This window comes from Krasilnikovia sp. MM14-A1259 (assembly GCF_047159535.1).
Lineage (GTDB): Bacteria > Actinomycetota > Actinomycetes > Mycobacteriales > Micromonosporaceae > Actinoplanes.
Genome location: NZ_BAAGAJ010000002.1, coordinates 4,852,302 through 4,872,510 on the forward strand (window position 1 = coordinate 4,852,302; position 20,209 = coordinate 4,872,510).

The window sequence follows — 20,209 nt, forward strand, 5'->3', positions numbered from 1 at the left end:
AGCCCCGCCCGCTTGCTGACCGGCAAACGGGCGGGGCTTTTCGCTTGCCCGGCATCAGACGCGGGCCGTCGAAGCTGATCCGTCAGTCGCGGCCGGTGACGAGCTGATCCGACGACACGTGATGACGTGACCGGGCCGGGCCGGAAATCTGGTGCGACGGCCACGGCCGCGTCGCCGGAGGCGGCGTCGCGATCGCGGCGGCAGCCTCTTCGGCCAGCACGTCCAGCTCACGCAGCCGGCCCGGGCTGCCGGCAGACCGGTAGTACGGCAGCGCCGCAGCGCAGTGGCCGGCCGCGGCCGACGGGTCACCGGCGGCCAGGGCCGCTCGGGCCAGGGTGGCCAACGCGTCGCCCGCCAGAATGCGATAGTCCTTCCGGTGTGCGATCTCCAGCGCCTCGGCCGCGGCCGCCCGCGCCTGGTCGACCGCGCCCACGGCGAGCAGCCCGGCCGCCGCGCCGATGCCGGCCTGCGCCTCGCTGTACTGGTACCCGCATTCGCGGCTCAACTCCAGGGCCTCGCGGAACCGTGCCTGCGCCTCCGACACCGCACGCGCACCGAGCAGCGCGAAACCCAGCGTGTTCAACACCCCCGTGGTGGCCTTCGGGTTCGCGAGCTGCTCGGCGATCCGCAACGCCTGACCGGCGGCGTCGACCCCGGCACTCCATTCGGCCCGCTGCTGATAGAGCTGGCTCAACTCGTCGAGAGTGGACATCTGCCCGCTGGTGGCGCCCGTGTCCCGGTAGTAGGTCAGCGCCCGGGTCAGGTACTCGTGCGCGGAATCGAACTCCTCCAGCTGACGCAGCACCATGCCGAGGTTGGAACAGTTCGCCATCGCCGACGGCAGCCGCGCCACCTCGCTGTTGATGTCCATCGCGGCCCGGAAATACCGGACCGCGTCGCGCAGCAGGCCCTGCTCGGTGCACATCACGCCGAGATCGTTGAACGTGACCGCCCGGATGTGCGCGAACTCCGGGCCCGTACCGAGGCGCAGGACGTGCTCGTACAGCTCGCGGGCCTCGTCGACCATGCCGAGCTCGGCGTGCACGAGCCCGAGGTTGTGCAGCAGGTACGCCTCCCCGATCAGCCAGCCGCTGTCCCGCGCGGCGGCCGTGCCCTGCCCGTACGCCTCCAGCGCGGCCCAATGGCGGCCCGCCGCCCAATGCGCCTGGCCGATGGTCTGGTGCATGGCGGCCTGCGCCATCCGATCGCCGGCTGTCTCGGCGGCCGCCAGCCCGGATTCGCCCGTGGCCAGCCACGAGACCGTCTCCCGGCGTACGAAAAAATAGCCCCGAAGCTGGTCGGCGAGCTGCCAGGCGCGAGCCGGGTGGGCGCCCGCGGCCACCGTCTCGATCAGCTCGACGAGGTTGCCGATCTCGTTGTCCAGCCAGGTCGTCGCGTCGTTGACGTCCGCGAAGCACATCGCGGCCGCATCGACCTCGGTGGGCAGCCGCACCATCGCGGGATACACGAGCCGCATCGCCGCGGCGGTGCGGGTGAGGTACCAGTCGGCGAGCCGGCGCAGCGCGGCCGGGCCGTCCGCGTTCGGCGCACCCAGATCGAGTGCGTAGCGGCGCAACAGGTCGTGATACCGGTACCGGTCGCCGGTCACCGCCTGCAGCAGGTTCTCCTCGACCAACCGGTCGAGCAGCAGTCCCGTGTCGTCGGCGTCCGCCGCGCACAACGCCGCCGCTGCCTCCCGCGAGAAGGTGGTGCCGGGCAGCTGCGCCGCGAACCGGAACAGCCGCGCCGCCTCCGGCGGCAACTCCCGGTAGCTGATGTCGAACGTGGCCCGCACCGCCGCGTCGCCCGCCTGGGACCGCGCATCGATCATCGACTGCAGAAGCTCCGCCGGGTTGCGCCGCGGCCGGGCGGCGAGCCGGCCCGCCAGCACCCGCAACGCGACCGGCAGCCGGCCGCACGCCTCCGCCAGCGCGGTCGCCGCCTGCCGGTCCACGGCCGTCCAGCCTGGTCGGCGCCCGCCGTCCAGCATGTCGGCGGCCTCCTGCCGGGACAGGACCGGCAGGTCGATGTGGGTGGCGCCGGGCAGGTCCGTGCAGTCGTGCCGGCTGGTGATCAGTACGGCGCTGCCGCCCCCGCCGGGCAGCAGCGGCCGCAGTTGCTCGGCATTGCGCGCATTGTCCAGCACGACCAGCATCCGGCGCCCGGCCAGCAGCGAACGGTACAGCGCGGACGCCTCGTCGACGTCCATCGGTACGGCCTGGCCGGGCGTGCCGAGTCCACGTAGGAGCCGGGCCAGCAGGGTCAGGACGCCGACCGGCTTGTGGTCGGCGCCCCGCAGGTCGATGTAGAGCTGCCCGTCCGGGAAGTCGTCCCGCAGCGCCTCGGCGGCACGCAGCGCCAGACTGGTCTTGCCGACCCCGGGCATGCCGGAGATCACGCACACGATCTGCCGGGCGGCACGGCCGTCCCGCAGCGCCGTGCGGAACAGCCGCTCCAGCGCGTGCAGTTGCTCGCCGCGACCGGTGAAGTCCGGGGGCGGCGCGGGTACCTGCCACGGGATGAGGGGACGCTCGGCGCGGGCCGCTGGCCGGGACTCCCAGCGCCCCGCCAGCACGGCCTGCCGGGCAGCGACCAGCTCGGCGCCCGGGCTGATCGCCAGCTCCTCGGCCAGGCGGTGCTTGACCTCCTCGTACGCCTCCAACGCCGCCGCCTGCTGGCCCAGCGCAGCGAGAGTGACCACGAGCCGCGCGTGCAGTGGCTCGTGCCAGAGGTGCTGGGAGGTCAGGCGGCGCAGCCGCGGCAGCACCTCAGGCAGACGCTGTACCGCCAGACCGAGGTACGCCAGCTGGATGGTCGCGTCGATCAGCTCGTCGGTGAACGCCGTGACGAGGTGATGCTGGTGCAACTCGACGATGTCCTCGGCGGCCCGGTGCCCGCGCCACAGATCCAGGGCGGCACTGAGCAGATCGAATCCCCGCTGCGGATCGGACGGCGACCAGCGGCGCCACTCCGCCAGCCGGCTGCGGTACGCGACCACGTCGAGCCGGCTCTCGTCCATTCGCAGCCGGTATCCGCCCGGCGTCCACGACAGCACCGCCTCGGCGTCGTTGCCCGGCGACGGTGCGAGGATCCGGCGCAGCCGGCTCACATGGGTCTGCACCACGTTCGGCGCGGAGGGCGGAGCGCCGTCCGGCCACAGCACTTCGATCAGTTCCTCGCGGCTGACCGGGTGATTGGGCGTCAGCGCCAGCCGGGCCAGCACCACGCGGTGGCGCCCGAATCCGATGTCGACCGGGCCGGACGGAGAACTCGCGGCGAGCGGGCCCAGAACCGAGACGTGGACCGGGCCGGACGGCGCGGCCGGTTCGGGTCGCGGGCGGGCCGCCAGCCGGCGCAGGAGTTTGCGGTCCCCACCGGTCAGCCCCAGAGCGTCGGCGAGCGCCTCGGCGGACTGTGCCCGCGGATGGTTGCTGCGCTCCTGTTCCAGATCACGGACCGCGCCGAGACTGACCCCGGCCCGGTCGGCCAGTTCCCGCTGGCTGAGGCCGCGCTCCTGGCGCCACTGGCGGATCGATCGGCCGAGGCTGTCCGTGCCACCCATCGTGCTCGCTACCCCCCGAACCGTGATCAAGGTGGATGCAGCCTAGTACGGGGCGACTACGGGTTTCTGCCCTACAGCGAGCGTGGAGAGGCAGATCGCAAACTCTCCTGGCAGCGGGCACCCCACAGCCCGCGCCGGAACGGGGAGGGTTCGTGACATTGCACGCTCAATTCCTACACAGGCTGGCCATGGGGCTGGCGGTGCCCCTGGCACTGATCGCCGGGCCACTGGCGGTATCGCCGGCGTCGGCCGCGCCACCGGCCGTGCCGCAGCCGGCCTCGCCCGGTGACCCGCCGCTGCCGTCGTACCCCGGGCTGCCCGCCCGTGCCAGCAGCGCCGCTCTCGCCGCTGTCCCCACCACGCCGACGCCGTGCGACGACAACGGCTCCGATCAGGAGCTGACCCGCGACGAGGTGCTCACCCGGGCCCGGAGCTGGCTGAGCGTCGGAATCCCGTACAGCCAGGACCGCTGCTACCGCAACAGCTACGGCGACTACCGGACCGACTGCTCGGGATTCGTCTCGATGGCCTGGGGATTGGGCGGCTCCGGCAGCGCGTTCTGGACCGGCAATCTGAACGAGCGGTCGCATCAGATCGCGCGCTCGTCGCTGGAGCCGGGCGACGCGCTGCTGCGGCACACCGGCGACCCGCACGAGAACCACGTGGCGCTGTTCCTCAAATGGTCCGACTCCGCGCACACCGAGCCGGTCGTCATCGAACAGACCGGCAGCCGCGACACCGTCCAGGACACCTGGGACAGCGGCTACGCGAGCCTCTACACCCCGATCCGCTACGACAACATCCTCGACGGCAACTACGACAGCTTCAACGGCGACGCCCGTGCGGACCTGGTGGTGCACAACGGTACGGATGTGTCGGTGCGGCTGAACACCGGTGGTGGTTTCGACGGTGGCCGTTCGGTGAGTTCGGGTTGGGGCTTGTTCCACGGTAAGCAGGTGGACGGCAACCTGGGTCGGCTGTACTTCGCCGATTTCAACGGTGACCACCGTACGGACATGATCGTGCACAACGGCACGGACATTTCCGTACGGCTGAACACAGGCAACGGTTTCGACAGTGGCCGTTCGGTCAGCTCGGGCTGGGGACTGTTCCACGGCAAGGACGTCTCCGGCAACCTCGGCCGCTTGTACTTCGCGGACTTCAACGGTGACGGCCGCGCGGACATGTTTGTGCACAACGGTACGGATCTGGCCGTGCGGCTGAACACGGGCAACGGTTTCGACGGTGGCCGTTCGGTGAGTTCGGGTTGGGGTCTGTTCCACGGTAAGCAGGTCGACGGGAACCTGGGCCGCTTGTACTTCGCGGACTTCAACGGCGACGGCCGCGCGGACATGTTTGTGCACAACGGTACGGATCTGGCCGTGCGGCTGAACACGGGCAACGGTTTTGACGGGGGCCAGTCGGTGAGTTCGGGTTGGGGTCTGCTCCACGGTAAGCAGGTGGACGGGAACCTGGGCCGGCTGTACTTCGCGGACTTCAACGGCGACCACCGCGCGGACATGGTCGTGCACAACGGCACCGACGTATCGGTCCGGCTCAACACCGGCAACGGTTTCGACGGCGGCCGTTCGGTGAGTTCGGGTTGGGGTCTGTTCCACGGTAAGCAGGTCGACGGGAACCTGGGCCGCCTGTACTTCGCGTAAAACAGCGCGCGCCCTCGCGGCTGCCGGGCAACCCCCACTGCCCGGCAGCCGCAATCCTCCTTGATTCGCCGCGGCGCGCCCTTTCGGCGGCCGCGTTTCATCAACGCTCTCAGGGAGCCCTTGAATGATTCCGGGAAGATCCGTGTGCCGATTGCTGACCGTGATGTTGGCGGGCGGCTCGCTCATCCTGACGTTGTCGTCCACCGCCAACGCGGCGGTCGATCCGACCCTGCCGGCCGCTGCCAGTGTGACCGCGGCAATCTCGACCGTCCCGTGCGATCCGGACGGAACGACGAGCACCGACAGCAGCCTGGCGACCCAGCTGAACGCCACACTCACCGACAAACTCGACGGTCACATGACCGCCTACCGAGTTTCCTGCGCACGAATGATCATCAAGGCGGTCCGTAACCGTGACCTGCCCACCCGGGCGGCGGTCATCGCCGTCACCACCGCCATCGTGGAATCCACTCTGCAGAACTACGACGAGGCGACCGACCACGACAGCCTCGGGCTGTTCCAGCAGCGCGCGCCCTGGGGCACCGCGGCCCAGCGCACCGATCCGATCTGGGCGACGAACGCGTTCCTCAACAAGATGATCGACAAGTATCCGAACAACTCATGGATGAACGCGCCGGTCGGCGAGGTCTGCCAGACGGTGCAGGTGTCCGCCTATCCCGAGCGCTATCCCGTCGAGGTCAGTGACGCCACCAAAATCGTGGATGCCGTCTGGGACTACGCCACGGACCGCCATTACGACAGCTTCGACGGCGACGCCCGTGCGGACCTGGTGGTGCACAACGGTACGGATGTGTCGGTGCGGCTGAACACCGGTGGTGGTTTCGACGGTGGCCGTTCGGTGAGTTCGGGTTGGGGCTTGTTCCACGGTAAGCAGGTGGACGGCAACCTGGGTCGGCTGTACTTCGCCGACTTCAACGGCGATCACCGTACGGACATGATCGTGCACAACGGCACGGACCTTTCCGTGCGGCTGAACACCGGTGGTGGTTTCGACGGTGGCCGTTCGGTGAGTTCGGGTTGGGGTCTGTTCCACGGTAAGCAGGTGGACGGCAACCTGGGTCGCCTGTATTTCGCCGATTTCAACGGTGACGGCCGCGCGGACATGTTTGTGCACAACGGTACGGATCTGGCCGTGCGGCTGAACACGGGCAGCGGTTTCGACGGTGGCCGTTCGGTCAGCTCGGGCTGGGGTCTGTTCCACGGCAAGGACGTGTCAGGCAACCTGGGACGCCTGTATTTCGCCGACGACAACGGTGACGGCCGCGCCGACTTGATCGTGCACAACGGCACCGACCTATCGGTACGACTGAACACGGGCAGCGGTTTCGACGGTGGCCGTTCGGTCAGTTCGGGTTGGGGTCTGTTCCACGGCAAGCAGGTGGACGGCAACCTGGGCCGGCTGTACTTCGCCGACTACAACGGTGACGGCCGCGCGGACATGATCGTGCACAACGGCACGGACGTTTCCGTCCGGTTGAACACCGGTGGTGGTTTCGACGGTGGCCGTTCGGTCAGTTCGGGCTGGGGTCTGTTCCACGGCAAGCAGGTCGAGGGCAACCTCGGACGCCTCTACTTCGCATAACGGCAACGGCAATCTTCCACGTCCGCTCCGGCCCGGCCGCCCTCAAGGTGGCCGGGCCGGCTGCCGCGACGAACCCTGATATCCGACGGAGAGCAACTAGTAGGACTTTGTTAGGTCGGGACTGGTTGGTGGCAGTGTGGGCAGAACCCGAGCCAGGTGCCGAGTTGGTATTGCAGGTGCCGTAGGACGGCGTAGAGGCTCAGGGCTGCCGGGTTGCTTTTGGGTCGGTCAGCCGCAGCTGCGTGAGGAACAGTTGGGCGGCGGTGGCGAGGGTGACGTGGCGGTGCCAGCCGATCCAGGAACGGCCTTCGAAGTGGTCGAGGCCGAGGCCGGTTTTGAGTTCGCGGTAGTCGTGTTCGATGCGCCAGCGGCTTTTCGCGAGGTGGACCAGGTCGGCTAGGGCGGTGTCGGTGGGCAGGTCGGACAGCCAGTAGTCGGTAGGTTCGTCGAGGCCGGGCGGCCACTGCACGAGCAGCCAGCAGTCGGGCAGGACGCCGCCACCGTGTGGGGGCAGGCCTTCGCGGACGGCTCTGCCAGCAAGGCGGATCCGCAGGGCGAAGAAGTGCCCGGACAGGGTGCCGGTGCTCTGGTCGCCAGTACTGTCGGGTGGGGGTAGCCGTTCGCGCCAGTGCACGAGCGTGGCGTGCTCAGCGCCGTGGTCCAGGGCGAGGTCTCTGATACTGCGGGCCGGATGCGGATATCGCGGGGTGGGATACTTGCCGACTCCGGCGTAGGCAACCTCGGCCGGTTCGGCGTGACCGGGCTGGGCGGTGGTGCTCGAGGTCGTCGCCACGATCCAGCCGATGCCACGGTCGCTCAGGCCCTGCCGGAACTCGGCGACCTGACCGTAGCCGGCATCGGCGGTCACCAGCGGCGGCCGCAGGCCCCAGTCGGCCAGTTCGTCGATCATCTCCAGGGCCATCAGCCATTTCGGCCGGTAGCGTTCACCGTCAGGGATCTTCGCCGCCGCCCTGCGACGCAGGATCTGTGCGATCCGTTCCTCGCGTGGCACCTCCTTGCGCAGGTGCGGCTTCTTCTTTCCGGCCCGGTCCAGGGTGTTCGGCTGACGGCGCAGCCGGCGGGCGTGACCGTTCGCGACTTTCCCGTGCTGGTCGGGTACGCAGGTCTCGTCCCAGGACTCCGGGACGAACAACCGCCAGTCCAGCACCGCCGATCCCACGTCGGTCGCCGCGTGCACGCTGACCGCGATCTGGCAGTTGCCGACCTTGCCGAGGGTTCCGGAGTACTGCCGGGCCACACACGCTGACGCAGGGCCATCCTTGGCGAAGCCGGTGTCGTCGACCACCCACACCCGCGGCGTGATCAGGCCGACCGCCGCCGTCGCGACCCGCCGTCGCACACCGACCACGTCCCACGTCGAGGAGGTCAGGAACTGCTGCAACTGCTGATGATCCACCCCGAGACGGGCAGCCATCGGCTGCATCGACTTACGCTGCCCATCCAGCATCAACCCGCGCAGATATCGCACACCCGTCTCCCGCTGATCCACCCGCGTCAACCCCGCGAACACCCCAGCGGCGAACTCCTGAAGCTGCTCCCGCACCCGCGCCAGCCCACGCTCGTCCACGCAGCGCAGCCAAGCATCATCACCGACCGGCTACAAGCGACACACCGAAACGACCTAACAAAGTCCTACTAGTACTGCAACGGCACTCAGCGGGCGGAACGCATTGATGATCGGCTCGTTGAGCTGGTCGTGACGGTGGTTGATGTTGATCGATGGTCTGGCGAGCTGGACCGGTTGCATGCTCGGATCGGTGGGCGGTTCACGCGCTCAGAGCCGCGACGGCGGGCGCGGCAGTATCTGGCCGGGCTGGTGGCCGGGTTGTCCCGCACGAACGGTTGGACTCTGGCCGAGCAGGCCGGTGACGTCTCGCCGGACGGGATGCAGCGGTTGCTGCGGTGGGCCGACTGGGACATCGACGCGGTGCGTGACGATCTGCGGGACTACGTGATCGAGCACCTTGGCGCCCCGGACGGTGTGCTGATCATCGACGACACGGGCTTCTTGAAGAAGGGCGTGAAGTCGGCGGGCGTGGCCCGGCAGTACTCGGGAACTGCCGGCCGGATCGAGAACTGCCAGGTCGGGGTGTTTATGGCCTACCGATCAGCGAAAGGTCACGCGCTGATCGACCGGCAGTTGTATCTACCCACGGCGTGGACCGATGACCGCGACCGTTGCCGGGCGGCCGGTGTCCCGGATGAGGTGGGCTTCGCCACGAAGGTCGAGATGGCCCGCAGCATGCTGGCCCGGGCGTTCACCGCCGGTCTTCCGGCCGGCTGGGTGACGATGGACGAGGCTTACGGGCAGTCGAAATCGTTGCGGGTCTTCATGGAAGAGCACGACCAGGCGCATGTCGTCGCGACCCGCCGCAACGACGACGTGATCACGACCGGTATGGGCTCTGCCCGCGTCGACAAGCTGATCGCCGCGTTGCCGGGCCGGGCGTGGTCTCGGGTGTCTTGCGGACCGGGCGCTCACGGGCCACGCGAGTACTGGTGGGCGCGGATCCCGATCCGGGTGTTCTGGCGTCCGGGCAGAGGGCATTGGCTGCTCGCCCGGCGCAACATCAGCACGGGCGAGCTGGCCTACTACGTCTGCTACGGGCCAAGTAAGACCCGGCTGATGGACCTGGCCCGCATCGCCGGGACCCGTTGGGCGGTCGAGGAATGCTTTCAACAGGCCAAGAACGAGGCCGGCCTGGACGAGTACCAGGTCCGCGACTGGCGAGCCTGGTACGCCCACATCACCCTGTCCATGGCCGCACATGCCTGGCTCGTCGTCGCCAGAACCCTATCGTCAAAAGGGGAACCACCACCGGCCACGACGCGATGATCGGCTACACCGTACCCGAGATCAGACGCCTCATCGCCGCACTGATCGTCCGCTTCCACCAGCCCGAACACCACATCTGGCAGTGGTCCCACTGGCGCCGCAAACGCCAACACCAAGCCCGCATCAGCCACTACAAACGCCGCGGCTACCCACTCAACCAACTGCCGTTGCAGTACTAGGATCCTGGACGGCGAGCAGCCCCATCGGACCGAGGATGTGCGATTCGTGCTTGATGTTGAACGGTACTTCCTGGAGCTCGAGTCAGAAACGGTCAGGCTGGCAGGGCTGTCGCATGACGCGGACAGCCAATGCCCGATCCCCACGTGCCCTGGCTGGACGTTGGAACAACTGGTCGGGCACGTCGGCCGCGGGCACCGTTGGGCCGCCGAGCTCATCCGGCGGCGCCTGCTGGAGCCGATCCCGATGCAGGAGGCAGTCGTGCCTGCCGACCCGGATGAGCGCAGCGAGTGGCTGACGGCAGGAGCGCGGATGCTCGCTGACGCGGTGCGAGCCGCGGGACCGGAACAGGTGGTCTGGACGTGGCAGAAGGACCGGACCGCGGGCTTCTGGGTCCGCCGCATGCTCCACGACGAGCTGGTGCATCGCTTCGACGCCGAACTGGCGTTGGGCATCGAGGGTGACCTGGCCGCGGATCTTGCGGCTGACGGCGTGTCCGACATACTGGAGACCGCCGCGACGCTGTCCAGGCCGGACATCGGTGTGTCGAGCGCATTCGCCGGCCTGGCGGGTACCGGTGAATCGCTGCAGTTCCTCGCCACGGACACGGATCTCGGCCCGAACTGCGAATGGTCGGTCGTCCGCGCCCCGGCCGGTGTCACCTGGCGGCACGGCTACGACCAGGCCCAGGTCACGGTACGCGGGCCCGCCCTGCAGCTGATGCTCCTGCTCAACCGGCGCCTGCCCGTGGGAACGGCTGACGTGGAGATCGTCGGCGACCAGGAACTCTTCGCGCATTGGCTGGCGAACAGCAGATTCTGACCGCCGGGTGCCTCATTCGTAGTCAGGCTTGTCGACGTCCTCCACATAGCCGGCCACAGTGAAGTCCGGGTCGCGCAGCACGGTCACGACGTCTTCCCGCGCACCCGACTGTTCCGTTGTGTCCCGTGAACGGGCACCGAGTGTTCCGTGACGTTCGGGCTGCGTGTGGTCAACGTCTGAACAGCTAGAACGGGTTGCGGGTCGTCGTGGTGGCGGCCCGGGGCCCGCCGGTCGGCGGGGCCTGTGGAGGTCGATCGCGGCGGGGTGCTGCCGTGATGGAGGGAGTTCTGGTGTTCCATTTCAGAAGGTTCATGGTGGCGGCAGCAGCCTTGTGCACTGCGCTGTCCGTCGTCGGCGGGGCGGCGCCCGCGACGGCCGCAGGCGCCGATTTCAACGACTGCACGCTCGTGCAGGGTGAGCCGTGTCTGCTGCTAACGCTGCGCACCGGTGGGGATGATCTACGAGGTGGCGGCGACGACCTTGCCGTCATGATCGACACGAGGTTCCATGGACGCCTCGCGGTCGGCAACGTGAATCAGAGCGCAAGCTGGTCGAACAACAGCACCCATCAGGTCGGCATCAACCTGCGGAAGCTGTTCCACCTCAACATCCCGGCGAACGAGATCACCACCGTCCGGCTGACACCCAACCTCTTCCCGCGCAACGCGTTCGAGAGCCCGGACAACTGGAACCTGGACGCGGCGACGGTCCAGTACCGCACGGTGGACCTGTTCGGGGTCGTGCGGACCACGACACTGCCGCAGGCGAGCCAGGCCACCCCGTACCGGTTCACCTACCCGTCCGGGTCCCGTGACCTGCGCCTCGACGGGGTACTCGACGGCGGGTTCGAATGGCAGGGGTCGCGCGCGATCGGGGTGCCGTGGACGACCGAAGGCCCCGACGCCAAGGGTGTGGATGTGGGGTTGGGGCTGGCCCGCTCCGGGACCAACAACGCCTGGATCCGTACGTCGAGCCGGAACTGGAATGCGGTGCTGCAGACGATCCCGGTGGACCCGAACCGCAACTACGTGCTGCGGGGCTGGGTGCGTACCTCGGGCCACGGGGCGGGTGCGGACGTGAACACCGCCTTCTTCGGGGTACGGCTCTCCGGGATGTGGCCCCCGGCCGAGCAGCATTTCGGGCCCAGCCCGGCGGGGCAGTACCAGCAGATCGTGCAGCCGTTCAATCCCGGTGACCGCACCTCGGTCACGGTGTTCTGCGGGTTCTGGGGGATGGGCCAGGACGGGTGGATCCAGATCGACGAGCTGTCGGTGCTGCCGGTCTGATCGAGCACCGGCGTCCGGGATGATCGCTCTTTGAACCGTTCGGAGCCGTGCGGGTCGGCGAGTACGTCGTCGAGCTGGATGGATCCGCCGTCTGGGCACCGAGGAGGCTCAGCGTCGCCCGCTGCTGAGGCAGCGGGCGACGTCTATGGCGGTCGCGACGGCCACCCCCCCACTGCCGGTGGATCTCGCGGGCCGACGGGACCGCGTCGCCGGCCCGCAGCTGTGTCGGGGCGCGTACGCACATGGGCCGGTCGGCGACGGCGGTGACGGGCACGGGCCGAACCCGACGCGATCCGGGCCCGCGAGACGCGGCGGGGTGTCCCGGCGTTGCGGCCGGGGCTCAGCCGGTGAGTTCCCAGACGTAGCCGTAGAAGACCAGGCGCTGGTCGCCGCTGGTGGGGGCCGAGCGGACCTGCAGCCGGGCGTAGCGGCCCTCGGTGCTGTAGCCGCACAGCTGGGTGGCGACGCTCAGCGACGAGTAGGCGATGCGCGTCTGCCAGGACCGTACGGCGGTGCAGGTGGCCCAGTCGGCGGTGGGCACGACCGCGATCGCAGCGCCGCTGGTGGTGTTCAGCGAGCCGGCGTCCAGGTGCAGGTCGCCGCTGTTGTCGTGCATCTGGCGCCAGTCGTCGATGGTCACGGACTCCTGGCCGGGCTGGGTGCTGAGGGTCACGATGCGTTGCTCGTGGACGCCGGGCTCGCCGTTGCCGCGAGCGGTGGTGGCCGGCGGCCCGGCCACGGTGCCGGGCTGACCGGTTCCGGTGCCGGTTGGTGCGGGCCGCTGCGAGGTCGGCCTGCTGGTGGGCGTGGTGGTGCCGTCCGTACGGGTGCCGTCCGTACTGGTCCCGCCTGAAGCGGTCCCGCCCGTATCGGTTCCGCCTGTACTGATTCCGGCAGGCGTGGTTCCGGTCGGGGCGAGCTGGTGCAGGTCCGGCCGGACGAGCGTGGTCGCGCCGACGCTCGGCGGAGTGCTGGGATCGGCGCCGGCTGCAGGGCCGGACGGGCCGATGGGGCCGCCCGCGAACGGCTGGACGACCGGTGCGGCGGTGAAGCCCGCACCGCCGCCCCAGATGTTGATCACCGTGGTAGTGACGGTGACGGTCAGACCGACCAGGACGGCCGCCCCGGCGAGGACGCCCAGCCTTCGGCGCGCCTGCGACGGTGCTGCCGGCGCGGCAGCTCCGGGTTCGGCGGCTCCGTGCCCGGAGGCTCCTGGCTCGGCGGCTCCCGGCCCGGCGGCTCCGGGTTCGGCGGCTCCAGGCTCTGGTGGCCCGGCCGGATCCGCGGAGAGTGCTCGGCCCGGGTCGGCGGGCACAGGGATCCTGGTGGTGGCGGGAGCGGCGGCGGTCGGGGTGGGCGACTGCATGGCCGTACGGACAGCGGCATGGCGCTCCCGCCAGGGTCCGGGATCGGCGCCGCACGCCTGTACGTAGGCCAGGGTCAGCTCCAGGGTGGGCAGGGCCGCGCCCTTGGTCGCGGTCCACAACGCCGTGGCCGAGTAGGGGTTGCCCGCGCGCGCGGCCCGGCGGGCCATCTGCCGGTAGGAGGGTCTGCCGGCATCCACGCGGAGCTGGCGCAACTCCTCGGCGAAGCGTTGCTGGGGCATGCCGTCGCGCTCCTTGTCTGGGAAGGACAGTCGCGCGTCAAGGTACTCGCCGTCGGTCACCCAGCGTGGCCCGGCACACCCGGATGGAGGAACCGGTGCCGGGGAGGTGTCCACACCCTGTTCAGTGACGTTCAGTCCCTGCCTGGTCAACGTTTACACAGCTAGACCGGAATATAGGCCGCCACGTTGGCGGCTCGGCCCCCGCCCGCACGGCAGGAGCTGGAACCCGTCCTACGGCGGACACCCGCCGTAGTGGAAGGAGACTCCGGTGCCACGACACAACAGATTCCTACTCACGGGGGAGACCCCGTTCGGGCTGCTCGCCCCCACCGGGACGCTTGGCTCGGCTCGTCCTGGGCCAGGCGAGGCGGAGCGTCGCGCGGCATGGGCGGGGTGAACCTCTCCCCGCTCAGCGGAGCCGGCGGCGCAGAACGTACCCATGTCGCTCGATCGAGGTACCGAAGGGCTCGACACGCAGAGCTACCCTTCAACCACTTGCAGTCACGAACAGAGATCGCAGTCCCCGTCCTATGAGGATCATCGTCAACGGGGTATAGGAGCCATCCATGACCGGATCAGCATCGGCGACACAACAGCGCCGGTGGGCAACGTTCATCGTCGGCGTCTTCGCGTGTGTCCTGCTGGCCGCATGCGGCCAGCCCACGCAGTCCACGACACCCCCACCACCCGGAAGTACGGAGTCCGGCGGCGCTGGACAGAGCGTTTCACCCCAGCACGGAAAGACCAAGGCGCCGGGTGGCGCCGGTGGCCAGGGCACCATGCCGAAGACCCGGCACCAGGGCACGATGCCGGACGACGGCAAGGGCACCATGCCGCATCGGAACGACACCACGTGGCCCGGTACCGACGACCACGGTGCGGCGAACAACGGGTCGGACGGGAACATCGAGCGGAACCGACCGGGCGACACCAATGGCGGCGGAGACGTGGACCACGGCGATTCGACCGACCATCTCGGTACTTCCGGGCAGAACACCGGCGCCCAGATGATGAAGCGCGAGGACGGCACCACCGACCGGAACACCGGCAGCCAGATGATGAAGGGCGACGACAGCACCACCGAGCAGAACCTCAGCAGCCAGATGATGAAGCGAGGAGACACCTCCTGCGGCACGATGCCGGGCGGTCCGGCTCGCGGCATGCAGAACTCCGGCACCGCCGCGATGCCGGGCGGGCCCAGCAACGGCATGAAGGACACCGGTACTGCCACGATGCCGGGCGGGCCCGGCGACGGCATGCAGAACTCCGGAGCCCGGATGATGCCGGGTACGCCGGCCGACGGCATGCAGAACTCCGGCACCGCCGCGATGCCGGGCGGGCCGGTCGGCACGAACTGGGACACCGGTTGCTAGGCGACGCAGACCCGGCGGCGAGTGCCCCACGACGAGTGCAGGACAACGCCCGCTTCCGGGCCTCGCTGACCTCTGTCCTATCTCACGTTTCCGCTGCTCACTGACCCAGCCGTACCTACTGGGGCGCCGCCGACGGCGCTGACGGCGGCGCCCCTCGTCGTCGAAGGGACGTGCGTTGCCCTCGCCACGACGCCGTAAGGCCCCCAAGACCCCAAAGTCCCACCACCCCGCCACCCCGGCAGCCTCAGCGGGCAACGCCGTCGACACCAACGTCAACCATCGGGGCGACGGACACCACAACAAGCGCCCGGCCGCCCGCCGTGGGTCCGCGCCGCCGCCCGCGCGAAGTCCTCAGAACACGACGCCGGGCGCGACCCCGCCCGCCTCGCCGGAGGCAGGCGGCCGGCCTTCCTTGCGCGCGCGGATCAAGCGTCGATGGGCGGGTTGGAGCCGGGAGGAGCGCATTGCCGCGGCCAGTCTCCTCATCGCTGCAATCACCCTGACCCCCTTCCCCTCATGGGTGAACGCTCAGATCCAAGCTGGCATGGCCCCCGGACATCCCAGCTGCGGCATGTCGATGGTCGGCGAGACCGCGCTGCTGGCGGGCGGCTACGTCGTGGTCGACAGCTCGGCCGCCACCAAGGCCCGACCTTCCCCCGCACGGAGCTGCAACTCCCTCGATGCGCCCAACAGGGTGACCCGGCGCGATGCCGGCCGCTACACCGTGCGCATGGAAAAGCTGGGGGTCAACGGCGGAACCGTGGAGGTCACCGCCGTCAGCGACGCTGCCCGCATCTGTGGCACCGACGGGTGGGGCATGGCCGACAACGGCATCGACCTCGACGTCCAGGTGGTCTGCGCGGATGAGCAGGGGACCTCACGCGACACCGGATTCGCCGTACGCTTCCTGAACGCCCGGGCGGGGACCGGCGCGCTCGCGTACCTGCGCTACGACGCCGGGTCCAGGTCACCGGTGATGCCTGACGCCAACTACTCCTTCAACTCCTTCGGCTCCCCCATCACGGTGGAACGCGAGGGGACCGGGGAGTACGAAGTCTTCATCCAGGACATCCAGGAATCGGTGAACAGGGGAGTGCCCGGTGTCGTCAAGGTGACCGCACTGGGTTCGGTGCCGCGAGTCTGCAACCCGAACATGTGGAACTCGTGGACGAACCCGAAGACCGGCAACCGGTTTCTGCTGGCCAAGGTGCACTGCTTCGACGCGACCGGCGTCCGGGTGGACGCAGGATTCACCTTGACGTACACCGTCGAGCTGGCATCTCGACCGGACCTGCAGATGCCCGGTGCTCAGCTCTGGGCCAACGACGAGCACGCCCAGCGGTACACGCCAATGCTGAGCTACCAGTACAACTCCACCAAGCACGACAGCATGATCCGGCGCAATGGACCGGGCGGCTATGCGGTGGAAATCGCCGGCTTCGATGAAGACCGGGGCCAGACCCAGGTCTCCGGATACGGCGGCTCTGCGTACTGCACCGTGGCACATTCGACCGGGCAGCCGGGAAACTCCACCACCGTCGGAGTGCGCTGCTGGCAGAGCGGTCGACCCGTCGACTCGAAGTTTGTCCTGCTGCACCAGCCGTAACGGCTCGACACCCGGCATTCGGCGGGCAGTACGCCACCTCCTCGACGTCATGACCGTCGCGGACTACCCGCCCCCGCCCGCTTCGTCAAAATCCCGGCCGACCCACGGAAACTGCGTCAACATGGAGCGAGTGGGCCCGAGCAGACCACCGGACTCGGCGCAGAACATAGCTGGCGAGATTGAGCAGCCATAACATCGGCCAGTAGATGACGAGGACGAACATGAGAAAGACCGCGAGGGCGATGGCGAGGTAGGCGCCCCGCGAATCGGTGAGCTTGAACATCGCGACAACACCCGCCACCATCGCCGCGAACAAGGCGAACGGCAGGAGGGCCGCCAACACTGTCCACACCCTGCTGCCATGAAGGACGAGCCGTTCCAGACCCACGGCGACGGGCGTGATCGCCAGGGCTGCCACGCACACGTAACCAGCCACCTGCAGGGCGGCGCCGGCATACTCCGTGGCAGAGAAGCCGCCGTCGATGATGAAGACCCCGACGAACGGCGCGGAAAGGACACCCCAGGCGGCCATCACGACCAGGACCGTGATCATGGCGGTGAGCAGGTGGCGAATCACGAGCCAACGTCGACTGCGCGGCGCAAAAGTAGGGCGCGCTTCCTGGGGAACCGGGGCGGACACGAATTCTCTCTCCTGCGGCGGGTACGGGTCCGGCCACCCTAACCGGCAGGCTCAAACGCCCTCAGCCGTGGCGGCTGTGTACCACAGCCGTCTTGGAAGGGGGACGTTTCGTGGAATCGGTCGGTCTGTCCTAGCTTGTAGCGCGGTCAACCAATCGGGAGGCAAGCTATCGTGCGCGGATGGGTGGCAGGAACCGTGGTCTTCCTCCTGGCGTTGGGAGGTTGTGCCGGTGACGGCGCTAGTAAGGTTCGCTTTCGCATCGCGACGCCGACCGTCCTGTTCGACGCACCACTGGGGGTGACCATCACTGGGGTCCCGTCAGGCGAGCGTGTCACGATCAGCGCCTCCGCCACGGACACCGCCGGCCACACCTGGAAATCCAGCGCCACCTTCGAACCGGACGCGGCTGGCGAGGTCGACCTCGCCCGTCAAGGCCCGGTGGCCGGTGACTACACGGGAGTGCACGACACAGGGCTGCTGTGGTCGATGACCGGACCGGACGTCAGCTATGCCCGCCCATCGAGCAACCAAATGGCCGTCGATCTTGCGGCCTCCGTTGGCGGGCGCCGAGTGGCGACCGGAGCGGTCGTCCGGCAACTCCGCGCGCCCGGCGTCAGTGAGCGGGCAACGAGCGTGGCGCAGGAGGGCTTCGACGGTGCCCTGTTCCTGCCCGCTGACGCGACGGCCACCACGCCTCGGCCCGCGGTCCTCGCTTTCGGCGGCTCGGAGGGCGGAACCGACAGTGGTATCCGGACCGCTGAAGCGTTGGCCTCGAAGGGCTTTCCGGCCCTGGGCATCGGCTACTTCGATGGCCCCGGTCTGCCGGATCATCTGACCAGTATCCCGCTGGAGTACTTCGCCACCGCCCTGCGCTGGCTGGCCCGCCAACCAGGTGTCGATCCGCATCACGTCACCGTGTACGGCGTGTCCCGCGGCTCGGAGGCCGCACTGCTGCTCGCCGTGAATTTTCCTGAACTGGTCAGCGGTGTGTTCGCCGGGTCACCCAGCTCGGTGGTCAATCCCGGCCTACCCGGTGCAACGGAGCCGGGCCACCCGCCCGCGTGGACACTGCACGGTCGGCCGATACCCGGCGTGGGGGACGCCGAACTCGGCGACCCCCAGCCCGCCGGCAACCCCGCCGCGATCATCCCCGTGGAGCGGATTCGCGGCTCGGTCTTCCTGCTCTGCGGCGGCAACGATGGCCTTTGGCCCAGTTGTCGCTACACAGATGCCATCGCGGCGCGGCTTGGTGCGCACCCGCATGCCGTCCTGCATGAGCCAGACGCCGGCCATCTCGTCGGAAGTCCCATCGCGAACCGGATCGTCTCCCCGGACGGTCGGGACGGCGGGACACAACAGGCCGACGCTCTCGGCCGCCTCGACGCCTGGCCTAAATTGCTCGCCTTCCTCGCCGCGCAACCTAAACCCTGATCACCGGATACGGCCCTGCGGCGTGCACCAAGCGCCTTGTCCGACAGCATCGCCCCCACAGCGAGCCGCAACAGGTTTGACTGAGACAGAGTGGGAATCGCTGTGATCAGGTGGTGCGGAGGGTGTGGGATTCGAACCCACGAGGAGTTTCCCCGTACCGGTTTTCAAGACCGGGTGTCGCGAGTCTCTGACCTGCTGAAACGCAGACTCTAAGCGGACTTTAAGCAGACCTCTCCAAGATTCTCAGCGACCGCCCGAGCGAGCGTGCCTGGACGCGGTGCAGCACACCCGACGTCGGGCGTGCTGTTCGACGACTCGGCGCCCGTCAGGCGCCGCAGCCGATGGAATGGAGTTACCTATGGCGATCGCATGGCGCAAGATCGGCTCAGTCGGCGGGGCGGCCGCGCTCCTGAGCGGACTGCTGCTCGGTGCTGCCAGCCCCGCCCGGGCCGACGACACCCTGTACACCTACCGGATCGTCGTGTACACGGGCAGCGTCAACAACGCCGGGACTGACGCGAACGTCTACATCGACCTGTACGGCACCAAGGGCAACCAGATGGACATCGCTCTCGACAACGGTGGTGACCCGTTCGAGCGCGGCGCGGTCGACCGGTTCAGCTTCGTGTCCCACCGGGACCTCGGCGACATCTGGCAGGCCGAGATCAGCCACGACAACCGTGGGAACAAGCCCGGTTGGTACCTTGACCACGTCGAGGTCAAGCGTGAGCCCGCCCAGGCGATGACCTCATTCGCCAATACCCACCACTGGCTCGCCGTCGACGAAGACGACCACCAGACGTCCCGGGTGCTGTACAAGCAGAACTAGCCCGGTCCGGAGGCCCCCGCCGACGCGTGCCCGCACGTCGGCGGGGGCTTCGTCATGGGCCCTCGGCCCGGAGTTTCCTGTCCCGGCCCCAGCCTCAGCCTTCACTCGGCCCCGCGCCTGGCGCGGCGAGGCTCCGCGCCGGATCCATCTCGCGCCACTCACCCGGACCGGGTGCCCGCTGAAGTTGTCGACCATGGCACGCGCGTCGGCCTCGGAGGCGAACTCCCATCGCAGGACCTTGCCCTCTCCGAGTCGCCCTGCCTTGCGGTCACCCGGTAGCTGAGCGAGAGCCAGATGTCCCGCCGGCGACTTAGGTTGCCGAGTGGGCCGGGCACAGCGTGCAGGTGCTCTTGCGGGTCTACGCGAAGTGCATCGAGGGCCGGGACGAAGCAGCCCGTCGCGGCATACGGATGCGCTGGACATGGACGATGAGCAGCGAGAACGCTGAGATTCCGTGGTCGCGTATTTGTCGTGACGAGCGAGATTCAGCGGTATCGAGTGAGACCGGCCGATGATTTACGACGACCGCCGCCGACCTTCGTTGCCGAGGTCAGCGGCGGTTTTTGCTGGTCTTTGATGCGGAGGGCGTGGGATTCGAACCCACGATGAGTTTCCCCATACCGGTTTTCAAGACCGGCGCCATCGGCCACTAGGCGAGCCCTCCCGAACGGCGCCCACCAGTCTGCCAGACGTCCGCCGCGGCTCGCGCAGCCCCGGGCACCACCGCGCGAGCCGCCGATCTTGCGCATTCAA

14 protein-coding genes and 2 tRNA genes are annotated in these 20,209 nt (G+C 68.8%); 10 read left to right on the forward strand and 6 right to left on the reverse strand.

The features are described from left to right. Positions 1 to 82: 82 nt before the first annotated feature. Positions 83 to 3,562 (reverse strand): BTAD domain-containing putative transcriptional regulator, encoded by a 3,480-nt coding sequence (locus ACMCNK_RS22070; RefSeq protein ID WP_412738286.1) that lies wholly within the window; start codon positions 3,560 to 3,562, stop codon positions 83 to 85. 152 nt (positions 3,563 to 3,714) lie between these two features. Here ACMCNK_RS22070 and ACMCNK_RS22075 point away from each other — a divergent pair, with 152 nt between their 5' ends. Together ACMCNK_RS22075 and ACMCNK_RS22080 are read left to right on the forward strand one after the other, a co-directional pair. Next, complete coding sequence (locus ACMCNK_RS22075; RefSeq protein WP_412738287.1) at positions 3,715 to 5,226, forward strand: FG-GAP-like repeat-containing protein; 1,512 nt, start codon at positions 3,715 to 3,717, stop codon at positions 5,224 to 5,226. Positions 5,227 to 5,350: 124 nt separating this feature from the next. Continuing rightward, positions 5,351 to 6,829, forward strand: a complete 1,479-nt coding sequence (locus tag ACMCNK_RS22080) for an FG-GAP repeat domain-containing protein (protein ID WP_412738288.1) — start codon at positions 5,351 to 5,353, stop codon at positions 6,827 to 6,829. Between the two features lie 199 nt (positions 6,830 to 7,028). On the opposite strand, the gene ACMCNK_RS22085 is transcribed toward ACMCNK_RS22080, so the two are convergent. Then, entirely contained in the window at positions 7,029 to 8,417 is a 1,389-nt protein-coding gene (locus ACMCNK_RS22085; RefSeq protein ID WP_412738289.1) for an IS701 family transposase, read from the reverse strand. A 135-nt stretch (positions 8,418 to 8,552) separates the two neighbouring features. Between ACMCNK_RS22085 and ACMCNK_RS22090 the strand changes: the two genes are divergently transcribed. From ACMCNK_RS22090 to ACMCNK_RS22105, 4 genes are all read left to right on the forward strand, one after another. Next, positions 8,553 to 9,686 (forward strand): IS701 family transposase, encoded by a 1,134-nt coding sequence (locus ACMCNK_RS22090; protein ID WP_412740818.1) that lies wholly within the window; start codon positions 8,553 to 8,555, stop codon positions 9,684 to 9,686. Next, the gene (locus ACMCNK_RS22095; RefSeq protein ID WP_412738290.1) at positions 9,683 to 9,865 is read left to right on the forward strand and encodes a hypothetical protein; all 183 of its coding nucleotides are present in this window, start codon (positions 9,683 to 9,685) and stop codon (positions 9,863 to 9,865) included. Before ACMCNK_RS22090 ends, ACMCNK_RS22095 begins: the two co-directional genes overlap by 4 nt. 46 nt (positions 9,866 to 9,911) lie before the next feature. Then, positions 9,912 to 10,685 (forward strand): maleylpyruvate isomerase family mycothiol-dependent enzyme, encoded by a 774-nt coding sequence (locus ACMCNK_RS22100; protein WP_412738291.1) that lies wholly within the window; start codon positions 9,912 to 9,914, stop codon positions 10,683 to 10,685. A 290-nt stretch (positions 10,686 to 10,975) separates the two neighbouring features. Then, positions 10,976 to 11,971, forward strand: coding sequence for a hypothetical protein (locus ACMCNK_RS22105; RefSeq protein ID WP_412738292.1), 996 nt, complete (start codon positions 10,976 to 10,978; stop codon positions 11,969 to 11,971). A 340-nt stretch (positions 11,972 to 12,311) separates the two neighbouring features. Here ACMCNK_RS22105 and ACMCNK_RS22110 read toward each other — a convergent pair whose 3' ends face one another. After that, positions 12,312 to 13,577: a hypothetical protein gene (locus ACMCNK_RS22110; RefSeq protein ID WP_412738293.1), complete on the reverse strand. Its 1,266-nt coding sequence runs from the start codon at positions 13,575 to 13,577 to the stop codon at positions 12,312 to 12,314. A 566-nt stretch (positions 13,578 to 14,143) separates the two neighbouring features. Between ACMCNK_RS22110 and ACMCNK_RS22115 the strand changes: the two genes are divergently transcribed. Further along, positions 14,144 to 14,950, forward strand: a complete 807-nt coding sequence (locus ACMCNK_RS22115) for a hypothetical protein (protein ID WP_412738294.1) — start codon at positions 14,144 to 14,146, stop codon at positions 14,948 to 14,950. A gap of 544 nt (positions 14,951 to 15,494) precedes the next feature. Then, positions 15,495 to 16,556 carry a hypothetical protein gene (locus tag ACMCNK_RS22120; RefSeq protein WP_412738295.1) on the forward strand — a complete coding sequence of 354 codons (1,062 nt, stop codon included), beginning with the start codon at positions 15,495 to 15,497 and terminating at the stop codon, positions 16,554 to 16,556. Positions 16,557 to 16,641: 85 nt separating this feature from the next. On the opposite strand, the gene ACMCNK_RS22125 is transcribed toward ACMCNK_RS22120, so the two are convergent. Then, positions 16,642 to 17,133: a hypothetical protein gene (locus ACMCNK_RS22125; RefSeq protein ID WP_412738296.1), complete on the reverse strand. Its 492-nt coding sequence runs from the start codon at positions 17,131 to 17,133 to the stop codon at positions 16,642 to 16,644. Between the two features lie 246 nt (positions 17,134 to 17,379). Here ACMCNK_RS22125 and ACMCNK_RS22130 point away from each other — a divergent pair, with 246 nt between their 5' ends. Continuing rightward, complete coding sequence (locus ACMCNK_RS22130; protein WP_412738297.1) at positions 17,380 to 18,627, forward strand: acyl-CoA thioesterase/BAAT N-terminal domain-containing protein; 1,248 nt, start codon at positions 17,380 to 17,382, stop codon at positions 18,625 to 18,627. Positions 18,628 to 18,738: 111 nt separating this feature from the next. Here the strand turns inward: ACMCNK_RS22130 and ACMCNK_RS22135 are convergent. Continuing rightward, a tRNA-Ser gene (locus ACMCNK_RS22135) sits at positions 18,739 to 18,831 on the reverse strand. Positions 18,832 to 18,985: 154 nt separating this feature from the next. Here ACMCNK_RS22135 and ACMCNK_RS22140 point away from each other — a divergent pair. After that, positions 18,986 to 19,456: a PLAT/LH2 domain-containing protein gene (locus ACMCNK_RS22140; RefSeq protein WP_412738298.1), complete on the forward strand. Its 471-nt coding sequence runs from the start codon at positions 18,986 to 18,988 to the stop codon at positions 19,454 to 19,456. A gap of 579 nt (positions 19,457 to 20,035) precedes the next feature. Here ACMCNK_RS22140 and ACMCNK_RS22145 read toward each other — a convergent pair. Further along, positions 20,036 to 20,120, reverse strand: a tRNA-Ser gene (locus ACMCNK_RS22145). Positions 20,121 to 20,209: the final 89 nt, after the last annotated feature.

Coding starts and splice junctions, on each gene's coding strand:
- ACMCNK_RS22070 (WP_412738286.1), bottom strand. CDS start 3,562: ATGGGTGGCACGGACAGCCTCGGCCGATCGATCCGCCAGTGGCGCCAG.
- ACMCNK_RS22080 (WP_412738288.1), top strand. CDS start 5,351: ATGATTCCGGGAAGATCCGTGTGCCGATTGCTGACCGTGATGTTGGCG.
- ACMCNK_RS22095 (WP_412738290.1), top strand. CDS start 9,683: ATGATCGGCTACACCGTACCCGAGATCAGACGCCTCATCGCCGCACTG.
- ACMCNK_RS22110 (WP_412738293.1), bottom strand. CDS start 13,577: ATGCCCCAGCAACGCTTCGCCGAGGAGTTGCGCCAGCTCCGCGTGGAT.
- ACMCNK_RS22115 (WP_412738294.1), top strand. CDS start 14,144: ATGACCGGATCAGCATCGGCGACACAACAGCGCCGGTGGGCAACGTTC.
- ACMCNK_RS22120 (WP_412738295.1), top strand. CDS start 15,495: ATGGCCCCCGGACATCCCAGCTGCGGCATGTCGATGGTCGGCGAGACC.
- ACMCNK_RS22140 (WP_412738298.1), top strand. CDS start 18,986: ATGGCGATCGCATGGCGCAAGATCGGCTCAGTCGGCGGGGCGGCCGCG.